18 protein-coding genes and 1 tRNA gene are annotated in these 18,397 nt (G+C 67.2%); 18 read left to right on the forward strand and 1 reads right to left on the reverse strand.

The window, feature by feature from the left end; genetic code table 11:
• Positions 1–25: 25 nt before the first annotated feature.
• Both glmM and FHR66_RS05120 read left to right on the forward strand, forming a co-directional pair.
• The gene (gene glmM, locus FHR66_RS05115) at positions 26–1,369 is read left to right on the forward strand and encodes a phosphoglucosamine mutase (protein WP_160970540.1); all 1,344 of its coding nucleotides are present in this window, start codon (positions 26–28) and stop codon (positions 1,367–1,369) included.
• A 118-nt stretch (positions 1,370–1,487) separates the two neighbouring features.
• Positions 1,488–2,441: an isopenicillin N synthase family dioxygenase gene (locus FHR66_RS05120; RefSeq protein WP_160970538.1), complete on the forward strand. Its 954-nt coding sequence runs from the start codon at positions 1,488–1,490 to the stop codon at positions 2,439–2,441.
• A 161-nt stretch (positions 2,442–2,602) separates the two neighbouring features.
• On the opposite strand, the gene FHR66_RS05125 is transcribed toward FHR66_RS05120, so the two are convergent.
• Positions 2,603–3,412, reverse strand: a complete 810-nt coding sequence (locus FHR66_RS05125; protein WP_160970536.1) for an SDR family NAD(P)-dependent oxidoreductase — start codon at positions 3,410–3,412, stop codon at positions 2,603–2,605.
• Positions 3,413–3,525: 113 nt separating this feature from the next.
• Here FHR66_RS05125 and tpiA point away from each other — a divergent pair, with 113 nt between their 5' ends.
• From tpiA to FHR66_RS05205, 16 genes are all read left to right on the forward strand, one after another.
• Positions 3,526–4,287, forward strand: coding sequence for a triose-phosphate isomerase (gene tpiA / locus FHR66_RS05130; RefSeq protein WP_167087550.1), 762 nt, complete (start codon positions 3,526–3,528; stop codon positions 4,285–4,287).
• 62 nt (positions 4,288–4,349) lie between these two features.
• Positions 4,350–4,784 carry a preprotein translocase subunit SecG gene (gene secG, locus FHR66_RS05135; RefSeq protein WP_160969882.1) on the forward strand — a complete coding sequence of 145 codons (435 nt, stop codon included), beginning with the start codon at positions 4,350–4,352 and terminating at the stop codon, positions 4,782–4,784.
• Between the two features lie 51 nt (positions 4,785–4,835).
• Positions 4,836–4,920, forward strand: a tRNA-Leu gene (locus FHR66_RS05140).
• 107 nt (positions 4,921–5,027) lie between these two features.
• Entirely contained in the window at positions 5,028–5,384 is a 357-nt protein-coding gene (locus FHR66_RS05145) for an NADH-quinone oxidoreductase subunit A (protein ID WP_010343005.1), read from the forward strand.
• Positions 5,375–5,929 (forward strand): NuoB/complex I 20 kDa subunit family protein, encoded by a 555-nt coding sequence (locus FHR66_RS05150; protein WP_010343006.1) that lies wholly within the window; start codon positions 5,375–5,377, stop codon positions 5,927–5,929. Before FHR66_RS05145 ends, FHR66_RS05150 begins: the two co-directional genes overlap by 10 nt.
• 32 nt (positions 5,930–5,961) lie before the next feature.
• Positions 5,962–6,711, forward strand: coding sequence for an NADH-quinone oxidoreductase subunit C (locus FHR66_RS05155; RefSeq protein WP_160969880.1), 750 nt, complete (start codon positions 5,962–5,964; stop codon positions 6,709–6,711).
• A complete protein-coding gene (locus FHR66_RS05160) occupies positions 6,708–8,015 on the forward strand; it encodes an NADH-quinone oxidoreductase subunit D (RefSeq protein ID WP_160969878.1) in 1,308 nt (435 codons plus the stop codon). The genes FHR66_RS05155 and FHR66_RS05160 overlap by 4 nt, the downstream gene beginning before the upstream one ends.
• Positions 8,012–8,539 carry an NADH-quinone oxidoreductase subunit NuoE gene (nuoE, locus tag FHR66_RS05165; RefSeq protein WP_048489486.1) on the forward strand — a complete coding sequence of 176 codons (528 nt, stop codon included), beginning with the start codon at positions 8,012–8,014 and terminating at the stop codon, positions 8,537–8,539. The genes FHR66_RS05160 and nuoE overlap by 4 nt, the downstream gene beginning before the upstream one ends.
• Positions 8,540–8,544: 5 nt before the next feature.
• Positions 8,545–9,888 carry an NADH-quinone oxidoreductase subunit NuoF gene (nuoF, locus tag FHR66_RS05170; protein WP_160969876.1) on the forward strand — a complete coding sequence of 448 codons (1,344 nt, stop codon included), beginning with the start codon at positions 8,545–8,547 and terminating at the stop codon, positions 9,886–9,888.
• Positions 9,885–12,134 carry an NADH-quinone oxidoreductase subunit NuoG gene (gene nuoG, locus FHR66_RS05175; protein ID WP_160969874.1) on the forward strand — a complete coding sequence of 750 codons (2,250 nt, stop codon included), beginning with the start codon at positions 9,885–9,887 and terminating at the stop codon, positions 12,132–12,134. The genes nuoF and nuoG overlap by 4 nt, the downstream gene beginning before the upstream one ends.
• Complete coding sequence (gene nuoH, locus FHR66_RS05180) at positions 12,131–13,222, forward strand: NADH-quinone oxidoreductase subunit NuoH (RefSeq protein WP_160969872.1); 1,092 nt, start codon at positions 12,131–12,133, stop codon at positions 13,220–13,222. The genes nuoG and nuoH overlap by 4 nt, the downstream gene beginning before the upstream one ends.
• Before the next feature lie 3 nt (positions 13,223–13,225).
• Positions 13,226–13,714, forward strand: a complete 489-nt coding sequence (gene nuoI / locus FHR66_RS05185) for an NADH-quinone oxidoreductase subunit NuoI (RefSeq protein ID WP_010343013.1) — start codon at positions 13,226–13,228, stop codon at positions 13,712–13,714.
• 9 nt (positions 13,715–13,723) lie between these two features.
• Positions 13,724–14,371: an NADH-quinone oxidoreductase subunit J gene (locus FHR66_RS05190; RefSeq protein ID WP_160969870.1), complete on the forward strand. Its 648-nt coding sequence runs from the start codon at positions 13,724–13,726 to the stop codon at positions 14,369–14,371.
• The gene (gene nuoK, locus FHR66_RS05195; RefSeq protein WP_017908131.1) at positions 14,368–14,673 is read left to right on the forward strand and encodes an NADH-quinone oxidoreductase subunit NuoK; all 306 of its coding nucleotides are present in this window, start codon (positions 14,368–14,370) and stop codon (positions 14,671–14,673) included. Before FHR66_RS05190 ends, nuoK begins: the two co-directional genes overlap by 4 nt.
• Before the next feature lie 7 nt (positions 14,674–14,680).
• On the forward strand, positions 14,681–16,855 hold the full coding sequence (nuoL, locus tag FHR66_RS05200; protein ID WP_160969868.1) for an NADH-quinone oxidoreductase subunit L: 2,175 nt from the start codon (positions 14,681–14,683) through the stop codon (positions 16,853–16,855).
• Positions 16,856–16,875: 20 nt separating this feature from the next.
• A complete protein-coding gene (locus FHR66_RS05205; protein WP_017908133.1) occupies positions 16,876–18,378 on the forward strand; it encodes an NADH-quinone oxidoreductase subunit M in 1,503 nt (500 codons plus the stop codon).
• Positions 18,379–18,397 lie beyond the last annotated feature (19 nt).

The raw sequence follows: 18,397 nt of genomic DNA on the forward strand, positions 1-18,397 counted from the left end.
GTCTTGTTTCGCCGGTGATTGCTGTATGAGCGCTCGTAAGTACTTTGGCACGGACGGTATTCGCGGCCGGGTTGGGCAGGGCGTGATCTCCGCGGATTTCGTGATGCGCCTTGGCAATGCCTTGGGCCGCGTGCTGGCGCATAGCGGCGCCAAGCACCCTACAGTGGTGATCGGCAAGGACACGCGCATCTCCGGCTACATGTTCGAGTCGGCGCTGGAGGCTGGGTTGGTCGCGGCTGGTGCCAACGTGCAGTTGCTCGGGCCGATGCCGACCCCGGCGGTGGCGTTTCTCACGCTCACCCTCGGCGCCGACGCCGGCATCGTCATCAGCGCCTCGCACAATCCGCACTACGACAACGGCATCAAGTTCTTTTCCGCCCACGGCGAGAAGCTCGACGACGCCACCGAGCAGGCGATCGAGGTGGCTTTGGACGCGCCGTTCGCCACGGTCGAGTCCGAGCGCCTCGGCAAGGCGATGCGCGCGCGCGAGGCGATCGGCCGCTACATCGAGTTCTGCAAGGCCAGCGTGCCGCGCGGCTTCGACCTGCGCGGGCTGAAGCTGGTGCTGGACTGCGCGCACGGCGCGACCTACCACATCGCGCCGCTGCTGTTCCGCGAACTGGGTGCGGAGGTGATCGCGATCGGCGCGGCGCCGGACGGACTCAACATCAACGCCGGCGTCGGTTCGATGCACATCGACAACCTTGCCGCCAACGTGCGCGACCATGGCGCGCACCTGGGCATCGCCTTCGACGGCGACGGCGACCGGGTGCTGATGGCCGACGACCAGGGCAACCCGGTCGACGGCGACGGCCTGCTGTACGTGCTGGCCTGCGGCTGGCAGGCCAGCGGCCGCCTGCACGGCCCGGTGGTCGGGACGCTGATGACCAACTACGGCCTGGAACGGGCGCTGGCCGCGTTGCAGGTGCCGTTCCTGCGCGCCAAGGTCGGCGACCGCTACGTGCACCAGGCGCTGGTCGAACAGGGCGGGGTGCTCGGCGGCGAGGCCTCCGGGCACATGCTGTGCCTGGATCGCGCCACCACCGGCGACGCCATCGTCAGCGCGCTGCAGGTGCTGGAAGTGCTCAAGCGCTCGCGGCAGACCCTGCGCCAGGCGCTGGCCGGGCTGCAGAAGGTGCCGCAGCAGACCGTCAACGTGCGCCTGCAGCCGGGCGTGCGCCCGCTCGAGGCCGCCACCGTGAAGGCCGCGCTGGCCGCGGCGCAGGCCGCGGTGCAGGGGCGCGGGCGTGCCTTCCTGCGCGCCTCCGGCACCGAGCCGGTGGTGCGGGTCACGGTCGAGGCCGACGATGCCGCGTTGATGCGGCAGACCCTGGATGCGCTGGCCGAGGCGGTCCGTGACGCGGCGTGAGTCGATCGCCATTGCCCTCTTCGTGATCGTCGCCAAGGCGGTCACGTTCTACCTGCTGTATCGCCTGCTGCGCTGAGCGCGGCGTTTGTCCCCTTCTTATGAGACGACGGTTCCTGCCATGACTGCGCGCATTCCCACCCTCGACATCACCCGCTTCAGCGATCCTTCCAGTGCGCGCGACCGCGACGCCTTCGTCGCCGAACTGGGCGCGGCCTACCGCGAGTGGGGCTTCGCCGGCATCCGCAACCACGGTATCGCCCAGGCGCAGATCGACGCGGCCTACGACGTGTTCAAGGCGTTCTTCGCCCTGCCCGAAGAGACCAAGCGCAAATACCACCTGCCCGGCAGCGGCGGCGCGCGCGGCTACACCGCCTTCGGCGTGGAGACCGCCAAGGACTCCAAACATTTCGACCTGAAGGAGTTCTGGCACATCGGCCGCGAGATCGCCGACGACTCCCCGTACCGCGCGGTGATGCCGCCGAACCTGTGGCCGAGCGAGGTGCCCGGTTTCCGCACCCACGGCTACGGCCTGTACCAGGCGCTGGACCAGCTCGGCGCGCGCGTGCTGTCGGCGCTGGCCCTGCACATCGGCCTGCCCGAGCACTACTTCGTCGACAAGACCGATTCGGGCAACTCGATCCTGCGCCCGATCCACTACCCGCCGATCACCGCCGACGACATCCCCAACGTGCGCGCCGGCGCCCATGAGGACATCAACCTGATCACCCTGCTGGTCGGCGCCAGCGCCGCCGGCCTGGAAGTGAAGTCCAAGCAGGGCGAGTGGGTGCCGTTCACCTCCGACGCCGACACCATCGTGGTCAACATCGGCGACATGCTGCAGCGCCTGACCAACCACGTGTATCCCTCGACCACCCACCGCGTGGTCAACCCGCCGGGCGAGCAGGCACGCCAGCCGCGCTACTCGGTGCCGTTCTTCCTGCACCCGAACCCGGACTTCGTGATCGACGTGCTGCCGTCCTGCGTCAGCACCGACAACCCCAGCCGCTATCCCGAGCCGATCACCGCGCAGGGCTATCTGGAAGAGCGGTTGCGCGAAATCAAGCTGAAGTGAGGCGGGGATTCGGGAGTCGGGATTGGGGATTGGCAAAAGCGGCACACCCGCAATCTGTCATCCCCGCGGGGATTCGGGAGTGGGGATTCGAGAGTGGAAAAGGCGGGGTGACCGTGATCTACCACCCCGCGCAGAACCCCGCTTTTACGAATCCCCAATCCCTAATCCCCAATCCCAGCATTTCTGATCCGTCCCGAGCCCCGGCCCATCAGCCGCAGCAGCAAGGCATTGGGCAGTAGCGCGGTCAGGCCGAGCAGGGCGCGGTAGACCGCGCCGGGGACCACCCGCACCTTGCCGCGTTCGGCGCCGTCGATGCCGGCGCGGGCCACCGCGGCGGTCGGCAGCCAGATCCAGCGCGGTAGCGCGTTCATCTGTTCGCGGTTGCCGGTGACGTCGTGGAACTCGGACCAGGTGAAGCCGGGGCACAGCGCGCAGACGCCGACCCCGCGGTCGGCGTTCTCCAGGGCCAGCGATTCGCTGAAGCGCAGCATGAAGCTCTTCGCCGCCGCGTACAGGGTGTGGCCGTCGGCGCCGGGGACCAGGGCGGCGAACGAGGCGACATTGAGGATGCGGCCGTGGCCGCTGGCGCGCAGCGCCGGCAGCAGCCGCCAGGTCAGTTCGCACACGGCGCCGACCATCACCTGCAGGAACGCCGCGTGCACCGCCCAGTCCTGGGCGATGTAGCGGCCGGGCACGCCGTAGCCGGCGTTGTTGACCAGGATCCGCACCGCCAGCCCGCGCCGTTCGATCTCGGCCACCAGTGCGGCCGGCGCGGCCGGATCGGCCAGGTCGGCGACCAGTACCTCCACCGGCACCTGCGGCCGCAGTTCGGCGGCCAGCGCCTGCAACTGTGCCTCGCGGCGCGCGGTCAGGATCAGCGGCACGCCGCGGCGGGCGTATTCGCGGGCGATCTCGCGGCCGATGCCGCTGGAGGCGCCGGTGATCAGGGCATAGCCGGGGAGGTGGGGCATGGCGGTCTCTGGCATGGAGCAGGCGGCGGGGGAGGGCGGGGCGGCGGGGACGATGCCGGCCCTTGGCGGCGCATCGGCTATCCTCTCGGCACTTTTTCGCCGGAGATGCGCCGATGCGACGCAAGATCGTAGCCGGAAACTGGAAATTGCATGGCACCCGCCACTTCGCCGCCGCCCTGGTGCGGGAGATCGTCGCCGGGCTGCACGCGGCCGAGCACGAGGTGGAGGTGGTGATTTTGCCGCCGCTGCCGTATCTGGGCGACCTGATCGAGAATTTCGAGGACCGGCTGCTGCGCTTCGGCGCGCAGGACGTCAGCAGCAACGAGAAGGGCGCCTATACCGGCGAGGTGTCGGCGGCGATGCTGGTCGACGTGGGCGCCGACTACGGCCTGGTCGGGCATTCCGAGCGGCGCCAGTACCATCAGGAGAGCAGCGAACTGGTCGCGCGCAAGTTCGCCGCCGCCCTGCATGCCGGGCTGGTCCCGATCCTGTGCGTGGGCGAGACCCTGGAACAGCGCGAGGCCGGGCGCACCGAGGCGGTCATCGCCGCGCAACTGGCGCCGGTGCTGGATCTGGTCGGCGCCGAGGGCTTCGCCCGGGCCGTGGTGGCCTACGAGCCGGTCTGGGCGATCGGCACCGGCCGCACCGCCAGCCCGGCGCAGGCGCAGGCGGTGCATGCGTTCATCCGTGGCGAAGTGGCGGCCCGCGATGCTAGAATCGCCGATTCGTTGCCGATCCTGTATGGCGGCAGCGTCAAGCCCGACAACGCGGCCGAGCTGTTCGCACAGCCGGATGTCGATGGCGGGCTGGTAGGCGGCGCCTCGCTGGTCGCCGCGGAATTTCTGGCCATCGTGCGAGCGGCGGCCGCCTGTTGAGCGAACGGCTGCCGGTGGCGGCCGTTCGTCCCCCAAGTCGTACTGTCCGGACGGATTTCGAAATGCTGATGGTCATCCTCAATGTGGTCTACGTGCTGGTGGCGATCGCGATGATCGCGCTGATCCTGATGCAGCGCGGCGCCGGTGCGGCGGCGGGTTCCGGGTTCGGCGCCGGCGCGTCCGGCACGGTGTTCGGATCGCGCGGCGCGTCCAACTTCCTGTCCAAGTCGACCAAGTGGCTGGCGGTGGTGTTCTTCGCCATCAGCCTGTTCATGGCCTGGTACGCCGGCCACAGTGCGCGTCCGGCCGACGCCAACCTGGGCGTGATGTCGCAGTCCGCCTCCCCGGCCCCGGCCGCGCCGGCCGGCGAGCTGACGGTCCCGCAGGCGCCGTCGGCCGCCGCTGCGGCTCCGGCGGCGCCCGCCGCCGCCCCGGCTGCCCAGCAGGCGCCGGAAAAAGCGCAAGAAAAGTCGCCTGCCCCGTCGCAGAAAGACTGAAGACGGTTACAATATGCTGCGCGGCGGGATTGCCGCGCAGGTTTTACGCAAGCCCAGGTGGCGGAATTGGTAGACGCACTACCTTGAGGTGGTAGCGACTTAGGTCGTAGGGGTTCGAGTCCCCTCTTGGGCACCATTGTTTGGCTACGGTTTCTGCGCAAGGGCGTCACGCCTCTGCCCGGAGAATCGTCTATCCCATGCCTGCGCGGCACGCGCGCGGGCACAGGCAAGAGAGAATTGCGAGTGCTGGCCGAATATTTGCCGACCCTGCTGTTTCTGATCGTGGCCACCGGTATCGGCGTCGCGCTGATGCTGGTGGGGCGCTTCCTCGGTCCCCGGCGTCCCGACCTGAAGAAGCTCTCGCCGTACGAGTGCGGCTTCGAGGCCTTCGAGGACGCGCGCATGAAGTTCGACGTGCGCTACTACCTGATCGCCATCCAGTTCATCGTCTTCGATCTGGAAATCATCTTCATCGTGCCGTGGACGCAGGTGTTCATGGACCTGGGCGCTCGCTCCCTGGTCACCATGGGCCTGTTCGTCGGCATGTTGTTCCTCGGTTTTGTCTACGTGTGGAAGAAGGGAGCGCTGGAATGGGAGTGATTCAGACCCTGGATCGCCTGATGACCAACCCGATCCCGGAAGGGCGGGTGGACGACATCCTGCGTCCCGAAGGCGAGAACCCGCTGCTGGAAAAGGGCTATGTCACCACCAGCGTCGACGCGCTGCTGAACTGGGCGCGCACCGGCTCGATGTGGCCGATGACCTTCGGCCTGGCCTGCTGCGCGGTCGAGATGATGCACGCCGGCGCCGCGCGCCTGGACCTGGACCGCTACGGCGTGGTGTTCCGCCCGTCGCCGCGCCAGTCCGACGTGATGATCGTCGCCGGCACCCTGGTCAACAAGATGGCCCCGGCGCTGCGCAAGGTCTACGACCAGATGCCGGACCCGAAGTGGGTCATCTCGATGGGCAGCTGCGCCAACGGCGGCGGCTACTACCATTACTCGTATTCGGTGGTGCGCGGTTGCGACCGCATCGTGCCGGTGGACGTCTATGTCCCCGGTTGCCCGCCGACCGCCGAGGCCCTGGTCTACGGCATCTTGCAGTTGCAGAAGAAGATCTGGCGAACCCAGACCATCGCGCGCTGATTCCTCTTTCCTCGAGAGCACGCCAAGCCCCCATGGCAGAGCAAGCATCTTCCTTTAGCGACCGACTCGGCGCCCGTTTCCCCGGCAGCCAGGTCTTCGTGGCCCTTCCGCGCGGCGAAGTCACCCTGGAAGTGCCGGCCAACGCCTGGCACGCCACCTGCCTGGCGCTGCGCGACGAGTTCGGTTTCGAACAGCTGTCCGACCTGTGCGGCGTGGACTACCTGGGCTACGGCAGCGACGAGTGGGATACCTCGGACGTGTCCTCGCACGGCTTCAGCCGCGGCGTCGAAGGCAAGGCCGTGGGCCGTTTCGCCTGGGGCGAGTTTCCCAGTGGCGAGGCCGCCGGCGGCGCGCAGCCGTTGCCGGTCCCGCAGCAGCGCTACGCCGTGCTGGCGCAGCTGATCTCCTACCGCCACAACCAGCGCCTGCGCGTGCGCTGCTACGCGCCGAACGAAGACCTGCCGGTGGTGGCCTCGGTCACCGACATCTGGCCGGGCGCGAACTGGTTCGAGCGCGAGGCGTTCGACCTGTTCGGCGTGGTGTTCTCCGGTCACCCGGACCTGCGCCGCATCCTCACCGACTACGGCTTCGTCGGTCATCCGTTCCGCAAGGATTTCCCGCTGATCGGCAACGTCGAAGTGCGCTACGACGAAGAGAAGCAGCGCGTGATCTACGAGCCGGTGACCTCGGTGGAGCCGCGCGTGGGCGTGCCGCGCGTGATCCGCGACGATGCGCGCTACCAGACCGCGGCGGGCGAAGCACAGAAGGAGTCCGCCAAGTGAGCGAGTACCACCAGGCGCACGACGGGTTCGCCAGCAATCCTGCAGAAGCCAAGCAGGAGATCCGCAACTACACGATGAACTTCGGCCCGCAGCATCCGGCCGCGCACGGCGTGCTGCGCCTGATCCTGGAGATGGATGGCGAGACCGTGGTCCGCGCCGATCCGCACATCGGTCTGCTGCACCGTGGCACCGAGAAGCTGGCCGAGTCCAAGCCGTTCAACCAGTCGATCGGCTACATGGATCGTCTGGACTACGTGTCGATGATGTGCAACGAGCACGCCTATGTGCGCGCGATCGAGACCCTGATGGGGATCGAGGCGCCGGAGCGTGCGCAGTACATCCGCACCATGTTCGACGAGATCACCCGCATCCTGAACCACCTGATGTGGGTCGGCTCCAACGGCCTGGATCTGGGCGCGATGGCGGTGATGCTGTACGCGTTCCGCGAGCGCGAAGAGCTGATGGACGTGTACGAGGCGGTGTCGGGCGCGCGCATGCACGCGACCTACTACCGTCCGGGCGGCGTCTACCGCGACCTGCCGGACCGCATGCCGAAGTACCAGGAGTCGCGCTGGCACAAGGGCAATGCGCTGAAGCGGCTCAATGCCGCGCGCGAAGGCTCGATGCTCGACTTCCTGGAAGACTTCACCAACACCTTCCCGGGCCGCGTCGACGAGTACGAGACCCTGCTCACCGACAACCGCATCTGGAAGCAGCGCACCGTCGGCATCGGCGTGGTCACGCCGGAGCAGGCCTATGGCTGGGGCATGACCGGGGTGATGCTGCGTGGCTCGGGCATCGCCTGGGATCTGCGCAAGAAGCAGCCCTACGCCAAGTACGACAGCGTCGATTTCGACATCCCGCTCGGCACCAACGGCGACTGCTACGACCGCTACCTGGTGCGCGTGGCCGAGATGCGCGAGTCCAACCGCATCATCAAGCAGTGCGTGCAGTGGCTGAAGGCCAACCCGGGCCCGGTCATGGTCGAGAACTTCAAGGTGGCGCCGCCCAAGCGCGCCGACATGAAGGACGACATGGAAGCGCTGATCCACCACTTCAAGCTGTTCAGCGAAGGCTACTGCGTGCCGGCCGGCGAGACCTACTGCGCGGTCGAAGCGCCGAAGGGCGAGTTCGGCTGCTACCTGATGTCCGACGGCGCCAACAAGCCGTTCCGCGTGCATCTGCGCGCGCCGGGCTTCGCCCATCTGTCGTCGATGGACGCGATCGTGCGCGGCCACATGCTGGCCGACGTGGTGGCGATGATTGGTACCTATGATCTGGTGTTTGGTGAGGTCGACCGATGAAGGCGACAGGTAATTTCGAAGCGGCGCGCGACGTCGATCCGATGGTGGTGCTGAGCGACAAGACGCGCGCGCACATCGATCACTGGCTGGCCAAGTTCCCGCCGGACCGCAAGCGCTCGGCGGTGCTGCAGGGCTTGCACGCGGCGCAGGAACAGAACCAGGGCTGGCTGACCGACGAGTTGATCGCCGGCGTGGCCAAGTACCTGGAACTGCCGCCGGTGTGGGCCTACGAGGTCGCCAGCTTCTACTCGATGTTCGAGACCGAGAAGGTCGGCCGCAACAACGTCGCGTTCTGCACCAACATCAGTTGCTGGCTCAACGGTGCCGAGGACCTGGTCGCGCACGCCGAGAAGAAGCTCGGCTGCAAGCTGGGCCAGTCCACCGCCGACGGCCGCGTCTACCTCAAGCGCGAGGAAGAATGCCTGGCCGGTTGCGCAGGCGCGCCGATGATGGTCATCAACGGCCACTACCACGAGCATCTGACCAAGGACAAGGTCGACGAATTGCTGGACGGGTTGGAGTAACGGCAATGGCACAGCATCCCCACGCTCCCACCGGTCCGGTCGGTCCCGCGCCGCAGCCGCACCAGGTGGTGTACACCACGCTGCACTACGACACCCCGTGGTCCTACGAAAGCTACCTGAAGACCGGTGGCTACGCTGCGCTGCGCAAGATCCTCGAAGAGAAGATCCCGCCGGAGCAGGTGATCGAGATGGTCAAGCAGTCGAACCTGCGTGGCCGTGGCGGCGCAGGTTTCCCGACCGGCCTGAAGTGGTCGTTCATGCCCAAGGGCGCGCCGCAGAAGTACATCCTGTGCAACTCGGACGAGTCCGAGCCCGGCACCTGCAAGGACCGCGACATCCTGCGCTACAACCCGCATTCGGTGGTGGAGGGCATGGCCATCGCCTGCTACGCCACTGGCTCCACCGTGGGCTACAACTACCTGCGCGGCGAGTTCCACCACGAGCCGTTCGAGAACTTCGAGCAGGCCCTGGCCGATGCCTACGCCAATGGCTGGCTGGGCAAGGACATCCTCGGCAGCGGCATCGACATCGACATCTACGGCGCGCTGGGCGCCGGCGCCTACATCTGCGGTGAAGAGACCGCGCTGATGGAGTCGCTGGAAGGCAAGAAGGGCCAGCCGCGCTACAAGCCGCCGTTCCCGGCCAACTTCGGCCTGTACGGCAAGCCGTCGACGATCAACAACACCGAGACCTACGCCTCGGTGCCGGCGATCATCCGCAACGGCCCGGAATGGTTCCTGGGGCTGAGCAAGACCAAGAACGGCGGCCCGAAGATCTTCTCGGTCTCCGGCTGCGTGCAGAAGGGCGGCAACTTCGAGGTGCCGCTGGGCACCACCTTCGACGAACTGCTGGAGATGGCCGGCGGGCTGAAGCCGGGCCGCACCCTCAAGGGCGCGATCCCGGGCGGCGTGTCGATGCCGGTGCTGAAGGCCGAGCAGCTCACGGGCCTGCAGATGGACTACGACACGTTGCGCGCGCTGGGCACCGGGCTGGGCTCGGGCGCGATCGTGGTGCTGGACGACAGCGTGTGCTGCGTGAAGTTCGCCTGCCGCATCTCGCAGTTCTTCCACAAGGAGTCCTGCGGCCAGTGCACCCCGTGCCGCGAAGGCACCGGCTGGATGCACCGCGTGCTGGAGCGCATCGTCGCCGGCAAGGCCACGATGGAAGACCTGCACCAGCTGCGCACCGTCGCCGGGCAGATCGAGGGCCACACCATCTGCGCCTTCGGCGAGGCGGCGGCCTGGCCGATCCAGGGCTTCCTGCGCCAGTTCTGGGACGAATTCGAGTACTACATCGTCAACGGTCATTCGATGGTTGACGGCAAGAAGGTGGAGGCAGCCGCCGCATGAGCGCGCAACCCAACAATCCCGGCGCGACCCCCGCGGTCGTGCCGGAAGGCCATGTGACCGTCGAGATCGACGGCCAGTCGCTGGTCGTGCCGAAGGGCTCGATGATCATCCAGGCCGCCGACAAGGCGGGCATCCCGATCCCGCGCTTCTGCTACCACGAGAAGCTGCCGATCGCGGCCAACTGCCGCATGTGCCTAGTCGACGTCGAGAAGTCGCCCAAGCCGTCGCCGGCCTGCGCCACGCCGGTCATGGACGGCATGAAGGTGCAGACCCGCAGCGACAAGGCGCTGAAGTACCAGCGCAGCGTCATGGAATTCCTGCTGATCAACCATCCGCTGGATTGCCCGATCTGCGATCAGGGCGGCGAGTGCGAGCTGCAGGACGTCTCGCTGGGCTATGGCCGCTCGGTCAGCCGCTTCAACGAGCGCAAGCGCGTGGTGCCGGACGAGGACATCGGGCCGCTGGTCGCCACCGAGATGACCCGCTGCATCCAGTGCACGCGCTGCGTGCGCTTCACCGCTGACATCGCCGGCACCTACGAGCTGGGCGGCATGTACCGCGGCGAGAACCTGCAGATCGGCACCTACGACGGCAAGCCGCTGACCACCGAGCTGTCCGGCAACGTGGTCGACGTGTGCCCGGTGGGCGCGCTGACCAACAAGGTGTTCCAGTTCCGTGCGCGCCCCTGGGAACTGGTGGCGCGCGAGTCGCTGGGCTACCACGACGCGATGGGCTCCAACCTGTTCCTGCACGTGCGCCGCGGCGAAGTGCTGCGCACCGTGCCGCGCGACAACGAAGCGGTCAACGAGTGCTGGCTGTCCGACCGCGACCGCTACTCGCACCAGGGCCTGTACGCCGAGGACCGCGCCCTGCGGCCGATGCGCAAGGTCGACGGGCAGTGGCGCGAGGTGTCGTGGGCCGAAGGGCTTTCCGCCGCGAGCGAGATCCTCAAGGCCAACCGTGGCGACGCGCTGGGCGTGCTCGCGCATCCGTCCACCTCCAACGAGGAGGGCGCGCTGCTGGCGCGCCTGGCCGAGGGCCTGGACAGCGGCAACCTCGATCACCGCGTGTACAACCGCGACTTCTCCGATGCCGCGCTGGTCGAGCCGTTCGCGCTGCCGCTGGCGGAGATCGAGCAGGCCGACGTGGTGGTGATCCTGGGCAGCAACCTGCGCCATGAACTGCCGCTGCTGCATGCACGCCTGCGCAAGGCGCGGATGCAGCGCCAGACCAAGGTGTATTCGATCAATCCGGTCGATTTCGATGTGGCCTTCGACCAGGCCGGCCGCCAGATCGTGGCGCCGTCGAAGTTCGCCGAAGCGTTGGCCGATGGCGCGCTGCGCGAAGCGGTGCAGGGTGCCGGCCGTGCGGTGCTGATCGTCGGCGCGCTGGTCGAGAACCATCCGCAGGCCGCTGCGCTGCGTGCGGCCGCGCGCGACTTCGCCGCCGCCACCGGCGCGGCGCTGTGCCGCATCCCGCAGGGCGCCAACGCGCTCGGCCTGTCGCGCTACGGTGTGCTACCGCGCGGCCGCAACGCCGCGGCGATGCTGGCCGAACCGCGCAGCGCCTATGTGCTGTACGGCCTGGAGCCGGGGCTGGACTTCGCCGACGCCGCGGCCGCGCGCAGCGCGCTGGCCGGTGCCAAGGTGGTGGCGTTCAGCCACTTCGCCTGCGCCTCCACCCGTGACGTGGCCGACGTGATCCTGCCGATCGGCGCGCTGCCGGAAATCGAGGCGACGTTGACCAACCTCAACGGCAGCGACCAGCGCACCCGCGCCGGCGGCAAGCTGCCGGGCGAGGCCCGCGAGGGCTGGCGCGTGCTGCGCGCGCTCGGCGGCGAGCTGGGCCTGCAGGGCTTCGAGTTCATCGACCTGGCCGGGCTGCGCGATGGCCTGCAGCCGCGCGAGGTTGCCGCGGCAAGCTCGGCGCAGCCGGCGCGCCAGGACGAGGGCCTGGAACTGGCCGCCAGTCCGGCGATCTACCGCACCGATGCGGTGGTGCGCCGCGCGCAGGCGCTGCAGCAGCATCCGCTGAACCGCGCGCCGGGCATCGCGCTGCATCCGGACGAGGCGGCGCGCTTGGGCTTGAGCGACGGACAGATGGTCAAGGTCGGCACCGCGGCGGGTAGCGCCACGTTGCCGCTGGCGACGGACAAGCGGGTCGCGCCGGGCGCGGCCTGGATCGAAACGGGCCACGGCGCGACCGCGCCGCTGGGCGCCGGTCGGGTGACGGTGGTGGCTGCATGAACGAGATGCTGTTGAACGTGGTCGACCCGCTGCACCAGTGGTTCCTCGGCCTGGGCGCCTTCGGCGTGGTCCTTTGGATCGTGCTGAAGATCCTGCTGATCGCCATGCCGGTGATCATCTCGGTGGCGTTCTACGTGGTCTGGGAGCGCAAGCTGATCGGCTGGATGCACGTGCGCCACGGGCCGATGTACGTGGGCATGGGCATCTTCCAGGCCTTCGCCGACGTCTTCAAGCTGCTGTTCAAGGAGATCATCCAGCCGAGCAGCTCGCACAAGGCGATGTTCGTGATCGCGCCGCTGATCACCCTGGCGCCGGCCTTCGCCGCCTGGGCGGTGGTGCCGTTCGACGCCAAGCTGGTGCTGTCCAACGCCAACGCCGGCCTGCTGTACCTGCTGGCGATGACCTCGCTGGGCGTGTACGGCATCATCCTGGCCGGCTGGGCGTCCAACTCCAAGTACGCCTTCCTCGGCGCGATGCGCTCGGCGGCGCAGGTGGTCAGCTACGAGATCGCGATGGGCTTCGCCCTGGTCGGCGTGATGATCGCCGCCGGCAGCCTGAACCTGAGCACGATCGTGCAGGCGCAGGCCGGCAGCTCCGGGTTCTTCAGCTGGTTCCTGATCCCGCTGTTCCCACTGTTCATCGTGTACTGGGTGTCCGGCGTGGCCGAGACCAACCGCGCGCCGTTCGACGTGGTCGAAGGCGAGTCTGAAATCGTCGCCGGCCACATGGTCGAGTATTCGGGCGGTGCGTTCGCGCTGTTCTTCCTGGCCGAATACGCCAACATGATCCTGGTCAGCTTCCTGGTCTCGATCTTCTTCCTGGGCGGCTGGCTGAGCCCGATCCAGGGCTGGGTCACCGCGGACGTGTCGCCGTGGGTCAACTGGATCTGGACCGGCGGCTGGCCGTGGCTGTTCGCCAAGGTGGTGTTCTTCATGAGCGCCTACATCTGGTTCCGCGCCAGCTTCCCGCGCTACCGCTACGACCAGATCATGCGCCTGGGCTGGAAGGTGTTCATTCCGTTGACGATCGTGTGGATCGCGGTGACGGCATTGATGGTGTTCTACGGTGTGATCCACAGGGGTGTGTAAGCGATGAATAAAGTCACCCATTACTTCAAGAGCCTGTTGCTGCTCGAGCTGCTCGGCGGCCTGTGGCTGACCTTGAAGTACACGTTCCGTCCCAAGTACACCGTGCTGTACCCGATGGAGAAGTTCCCGCAGTCGCCGCGCTTCCGTGGCCTGCACGCGCTGCGCCGCTATCCCAACGGCGAAGAGCGCTGCATCGCCTGCAAGCTGTGCGAAGCGGTGTGCCCGGCGCTGGCGATCACCATCGACTCGACCAAGCGCGAGGACGGCACCCGCCGCACCACCCGCTACGACATCGACCTGTTCAAGTGCATCTACTGCGGCTTCTGCGAGGAAAGCTGCCCGGTGGATTCGATCGTGGAGACCCAGGTGCTGGAGTACCACTTCGAGAAGCGCGGCGAGAACATCGTCACCAAGCCGCAGTTGCTGGCGATCGGAGACCGGCTCGAGGCCGAGATCGCCGAGCGCCGTGCTGCCGACGCTCCCTTCCGCTGAGGTTCCGAAATGGATTGGGTCAATATCGCTTTCTGGATCTTCGCCACCATCGCCGCGGTCGCCGCCGGCGCGGTGATCAGCGTGCGCAACCCCGTGTACGCGGTGCTGTGCCTGATCCTGACGTTCTTCTCCATCGCCTGCGTGTGGCTGCTGGTGGGCGCCGAATTCCTCGGCGTGACCCTGGTGCTGGTCTACGTCGGCGCGGTGATGGTGCTGTTCCTGTTCGTGGTGATGATGCTGGACATCGACACCGCCCGCATGCGCGAGGGCTGGGTGCGCTACCTGCCGGTCGGCCTGGTGGTCGCGGTGGCGATGCTGGTGCAGATGGTCACCCTGATCGGCGTGAAGGCGCGCAGTGCGGCGCCGTTCCCGGCCGACAACGCCGCGGCCCAGGCTGCCGACACTTCCAACATCACCTGGCTGGCCAAGACCCTGTTCACCCAGTTCCTGCTGCCGTTCGAATTCGCCGCGATCATCCTGACCGTGGCGGTCGTCGCTGCGGTGATGCTGACCCTGCGCAAGCGCACCGGCATCAAGACCCAGAACCCGGGCGAGCAGTCGCGGGTCAAGGCCAGCGACCGCCTGCGCATCGTCAAGATGGACGCCGAGAAGCCCACGCTCCACACTCCGCCGGCATCGCAGGAGGGCCAGCCATGATCTCCCTAGGCCATCTGCTAGCGCTCGGCGCGGTGCTGTTCTGCATCGCCCTGGCCGGCATCTTCCTCAACCGCAAGAACGTCATCGTGCTGCTGATGTCGATCGAGCTGATGCTGCTGTCGGTCAACATCAACTTCGTCGCCTTCTCGCGCGAGCTCGGCGACGCCGCCGGCCAGTTGTTCGTGTTCTTCATCCTGACCGTGGCCGCGGCCGAAGCCGCCATCGGCCTCGCGATCCTGGTGACACTGTTCCGTACCCGCCACACGATCAACGTGGCCGAAGTCGATTCGCTGAAGGGCTGACCTGCAGATGGAAATTACGCTCTCCAAGAGTCTGCTGATCGCGGTGGTGCTGGCCCCGCTGGTCGGCAGCATCATCGCCGGCCTGTTCGGCCGTCAGGTCGGTCGCAAGGGCGCACAGTTCGCCACCATCCTCGGCGTGGCGGTCAGTTGCGCGCTGTCGTGCTGGACCCTGTACCAGTTGGTCGGGCAGGGCGCGTCGCCGTTCAACCAGAACCTCTACACCTTCTTCGAGGTCGGCCACTATTCGGCCCACGTCGGCTTCATGGTCGACCGCCTGACCGCGATGATGATGGTGGTGGTGACCTTCGTGTCGCTGCTGGTGCACATCTACACCATCGGCTACATGGCCGACGATCCGGGCTACCAGCGCTTCTTCAGCTACATCTCGCTGTTCACCTTCTCGATGCTGAGCCTGGTGATGAGCAACAACTTCCTTCAGCTGTTCTTCGGCTGGGAAGCGGTGGGCCTGGTGTCGTACCTGCTGATCGGGTTCTGGTTCAAGCGCCCGACCGCGGTGTTCGCCAACATGAAGGCGTTCCTGGTCAACCGCGTCGGCGATTTCGGCTTCATCCTCGGCATCGCCGGCGTGCTGCTGTGGTTCGGCACGCTGGACTACGCCAGCGTGTTCGCCAACGCCACCGCGGTGCTGGGCAGCGACGCCGCCGGCGGCCTGGCCCAGGTGCAGCTGTTCCAGGGCCATGCCTGGAACGTCTCCACGATCATCTGCGTGTGCCTGTTCATCGGCGCCATGGGCAAGTCGGCGCAGGTGCCGCTGCATGTGTGGCTGCCGGACTCGATGGAAGGCCCGACCCCGATTTCGGCGCTGATCCATGCCGCGACCATGGTCACCGCCGGCATCTTCATGGTGGCGCGCATGTCGCCGCTGTTCGAGTTGTCGCAGACCGCGCTGAACTTCGTGCTGTTCATCGGTGCCACCACCGCGTTCTTCACCGGCCTGATCGGCATCGTGCAGAACGACATCAAGCGCGTGGTCGCCTACTCGACGCTGTCGCAGCTGGGCTACATGACCGTGGCGCTGGGCGTGTCGGCGTACTCGGCGGCGGTGTTCCACCTGATGACCCACGCCTTCTTCAAGGCGCTGCTGTTCCTGGCGGCCGGCTCGGTGATCATCGGCATGCACCACGAGCAGGACATGCGCAAGATGGGCGGCCTGCGCAAGTACATGCCGATCACCTACTGGACCAGCGTGATCGGCACCCTGGCGCTGGTCGGCACCCCGTTCTTCGCCGGCTTCTATTCCAAGGACACCATCATCGAGGCGGCCCAGCACCACGCCGAGGGTGCGCCGTTCTGGAGCATCGCCAGCTACGGCTACTGGGCGGTGCTGGGTGGCGTGCTGATCACCAGCTTCTACAGCTTCCGCTTGCTGTTCCTGACCTTCCACGGCCAGGAGCGCTTCCGCGATGCGCATGCGCACGACGTGCACGCCCACCACGACAGCGCCCACACCGATGCAGAGGCGCAGTCCTACGCACACGATGCGCACGACGCGCATGCGCATGACGACCATCACGGCCATCATGGCGCGCACGAACCGCACGAGTCGCCGTGGGTGGTGACGGTGCCGCTGATCCTGCTGGCGATCCCGTCGATCGCGATCGGCTTCTTCACCATCGGCCCGATGCTGTTCGGCACCGACTGGGCAGGGCACCATGCCGCGGCGGCGATCAAGGGCCAGGCGGTCAGCTTCTTCACCGGCATCGTCGATTTCTACGATCCGGCACGCGACACCGTCGGCGCGCTGGCCGAGGAGTTCCACGGCCCGGTCGCGTTCGCCCTGCACGGCCTGACCCAACCGCCGTTCTTCCTCACCCTGGCCGGTTTCGCCCTGGCCTGGATCCTGTACCTGTGGAAGCCGGAACTGGCGGCGAAGGCGCGCAAGACGTTCTCGCTGCCGGTGTGGATCCTCGAGAACAAGTACGGTTTCGACAAGCTCTGGATCGGCGGTTTCGCCGGCGGCGGCGTGCGCCTTGGCAAGGTGTCGCGCGCGGTGGATACGCATGTCGTGGACGGCGTCATGGTCAACGGCACCGCACGCGTGATCGACCTGGCGGCCAACCTGCTGCGTCGCACGCAATCCGGTTTCCTCTATCACTACGCCTTCGCGATGATCGTCGGTCTCATTGCCCTGCTGGGCGTGCTGATGCATTTCTGGCGTTGACCTGTACGGAATAAGAACACGTGTCGAACTGGCCTCTACTCTCCATCCTGATCTGGCTGCCGATCATCGGCGGCGCCCTGGTGCTCGCCCTGCGTGATGCGCGTGCGGCGCGCTGGGCGTCGCTGCTGGTGGCGTTGCTGACCTTCGCGCTCAGCCTGCCGCTGCTCACCGGTTTCGACTACGCCAGCGACGCGCTGCAGTTCGTCGAGACCCACGCCTGGATCCCGGCGTACGACATCGGCTACAACCTCGGCGCCGACGGCATCGCGGTGGCGCTGATCGTGCTGACCACGCTGGTCACGGTGCTGGCGCTGATCGGCGCGTGGACCTCGATCGACAAGCGCGTCAACCAGTACGTGGCCGCGTTCCTGATCCTGGAAGGCGTCACCGTCGGCATCTTCTCCGCCACCGACGCGATGCTGTTCTACGTGTTCTTCGAGGCGATGCTGATCCCGATGTTCCTGATCATCGGCATCTGGGGCGGCCCGCGCCGCATCTACGCCGCGGTCAAGTTCTTCCTGTACACCTTCCTCGGCTCGGTGCTGATGCTGGTCGGGTTGATCTACCTGTACCTGAAGGGCGGCAGCTTCCAGCTCGCCGACCTGTACCAGCTGTCGCTGACCTCCAAGGAACAGACCTGGCTGTTCTTCGCCTTCCTGATCGCCTTCGCGGTCAAGGTGCCGATGTTCCCGGTGCACACCTGGCTGCCGGACGCGCACGTGGAAGCGCCGACCGCCGGTTCGGTGATCCTGGCGGCGATCGCGCTGAAGATCGGCGGTTACGGTTTCCTGCGCTTCAACCTGCCGATCCTGCCCGACGCCAGCAACGAGTGGGCGTGGCTGGTGATCGCGCTGTCGCTGATCGCGGTGATCTACGTCGGCCTGGTCGCGCTGGTCCAGGACGACATGAAGAAGCTGATCGCCTATTCGTCGATCGCGCACATGGGCTTCGTCACCCTCGGCACCTTCGTCGCCTTCGCCCTGGTCGGCTTCGGCAGCACCGATGCGGCCCGGCTGGGCCTGCAGGGCGCGATGGTGCAGATGATCTCGCACGGCTTCGTGTCCGGCGCCATGTTCTCCTGCGTCGGCGTGCTGTACGACCGCATGCACACCCGCCGCATCGCCGACTACGGCGGCGTGGTCAACGTGATGCCGTGGTTCGCGACCTTCGCGATGCTGTTCTTCATGGCCAATGCGGGCCTGCCGGGCACCAGCGGCTTCGTCGGCGAGTTCATGGTCATCATGGCCAGCTTCCAGGCGCATCCGCTGCTGGCCTTCGGCGCGGCGACCACCCTGGTGATCACCGCCGCCTACACCCTGTGGCTGTACAAGCGCGTGTTCTTCGGCGAAGTCGCCAATGCGCACGTCGCCGAGCTGAAGGACATCAACGGCCGTGAGGCGCTGGTGCTGGGCGTGTTCGCGCTCGGCGTGCTGGCCCTGGGCCTGTATCCGAAGCCCTTGACCGACCTGATGGAGCCCTCGATCGCGAAGCTGGCGGCGCAGATCGCCACCAGCAAGCTGTAAGCGGCCGTCGAGCGTATTG

This window comes from Xanthomonas sp. F4, from assembly GCF_011761895.1.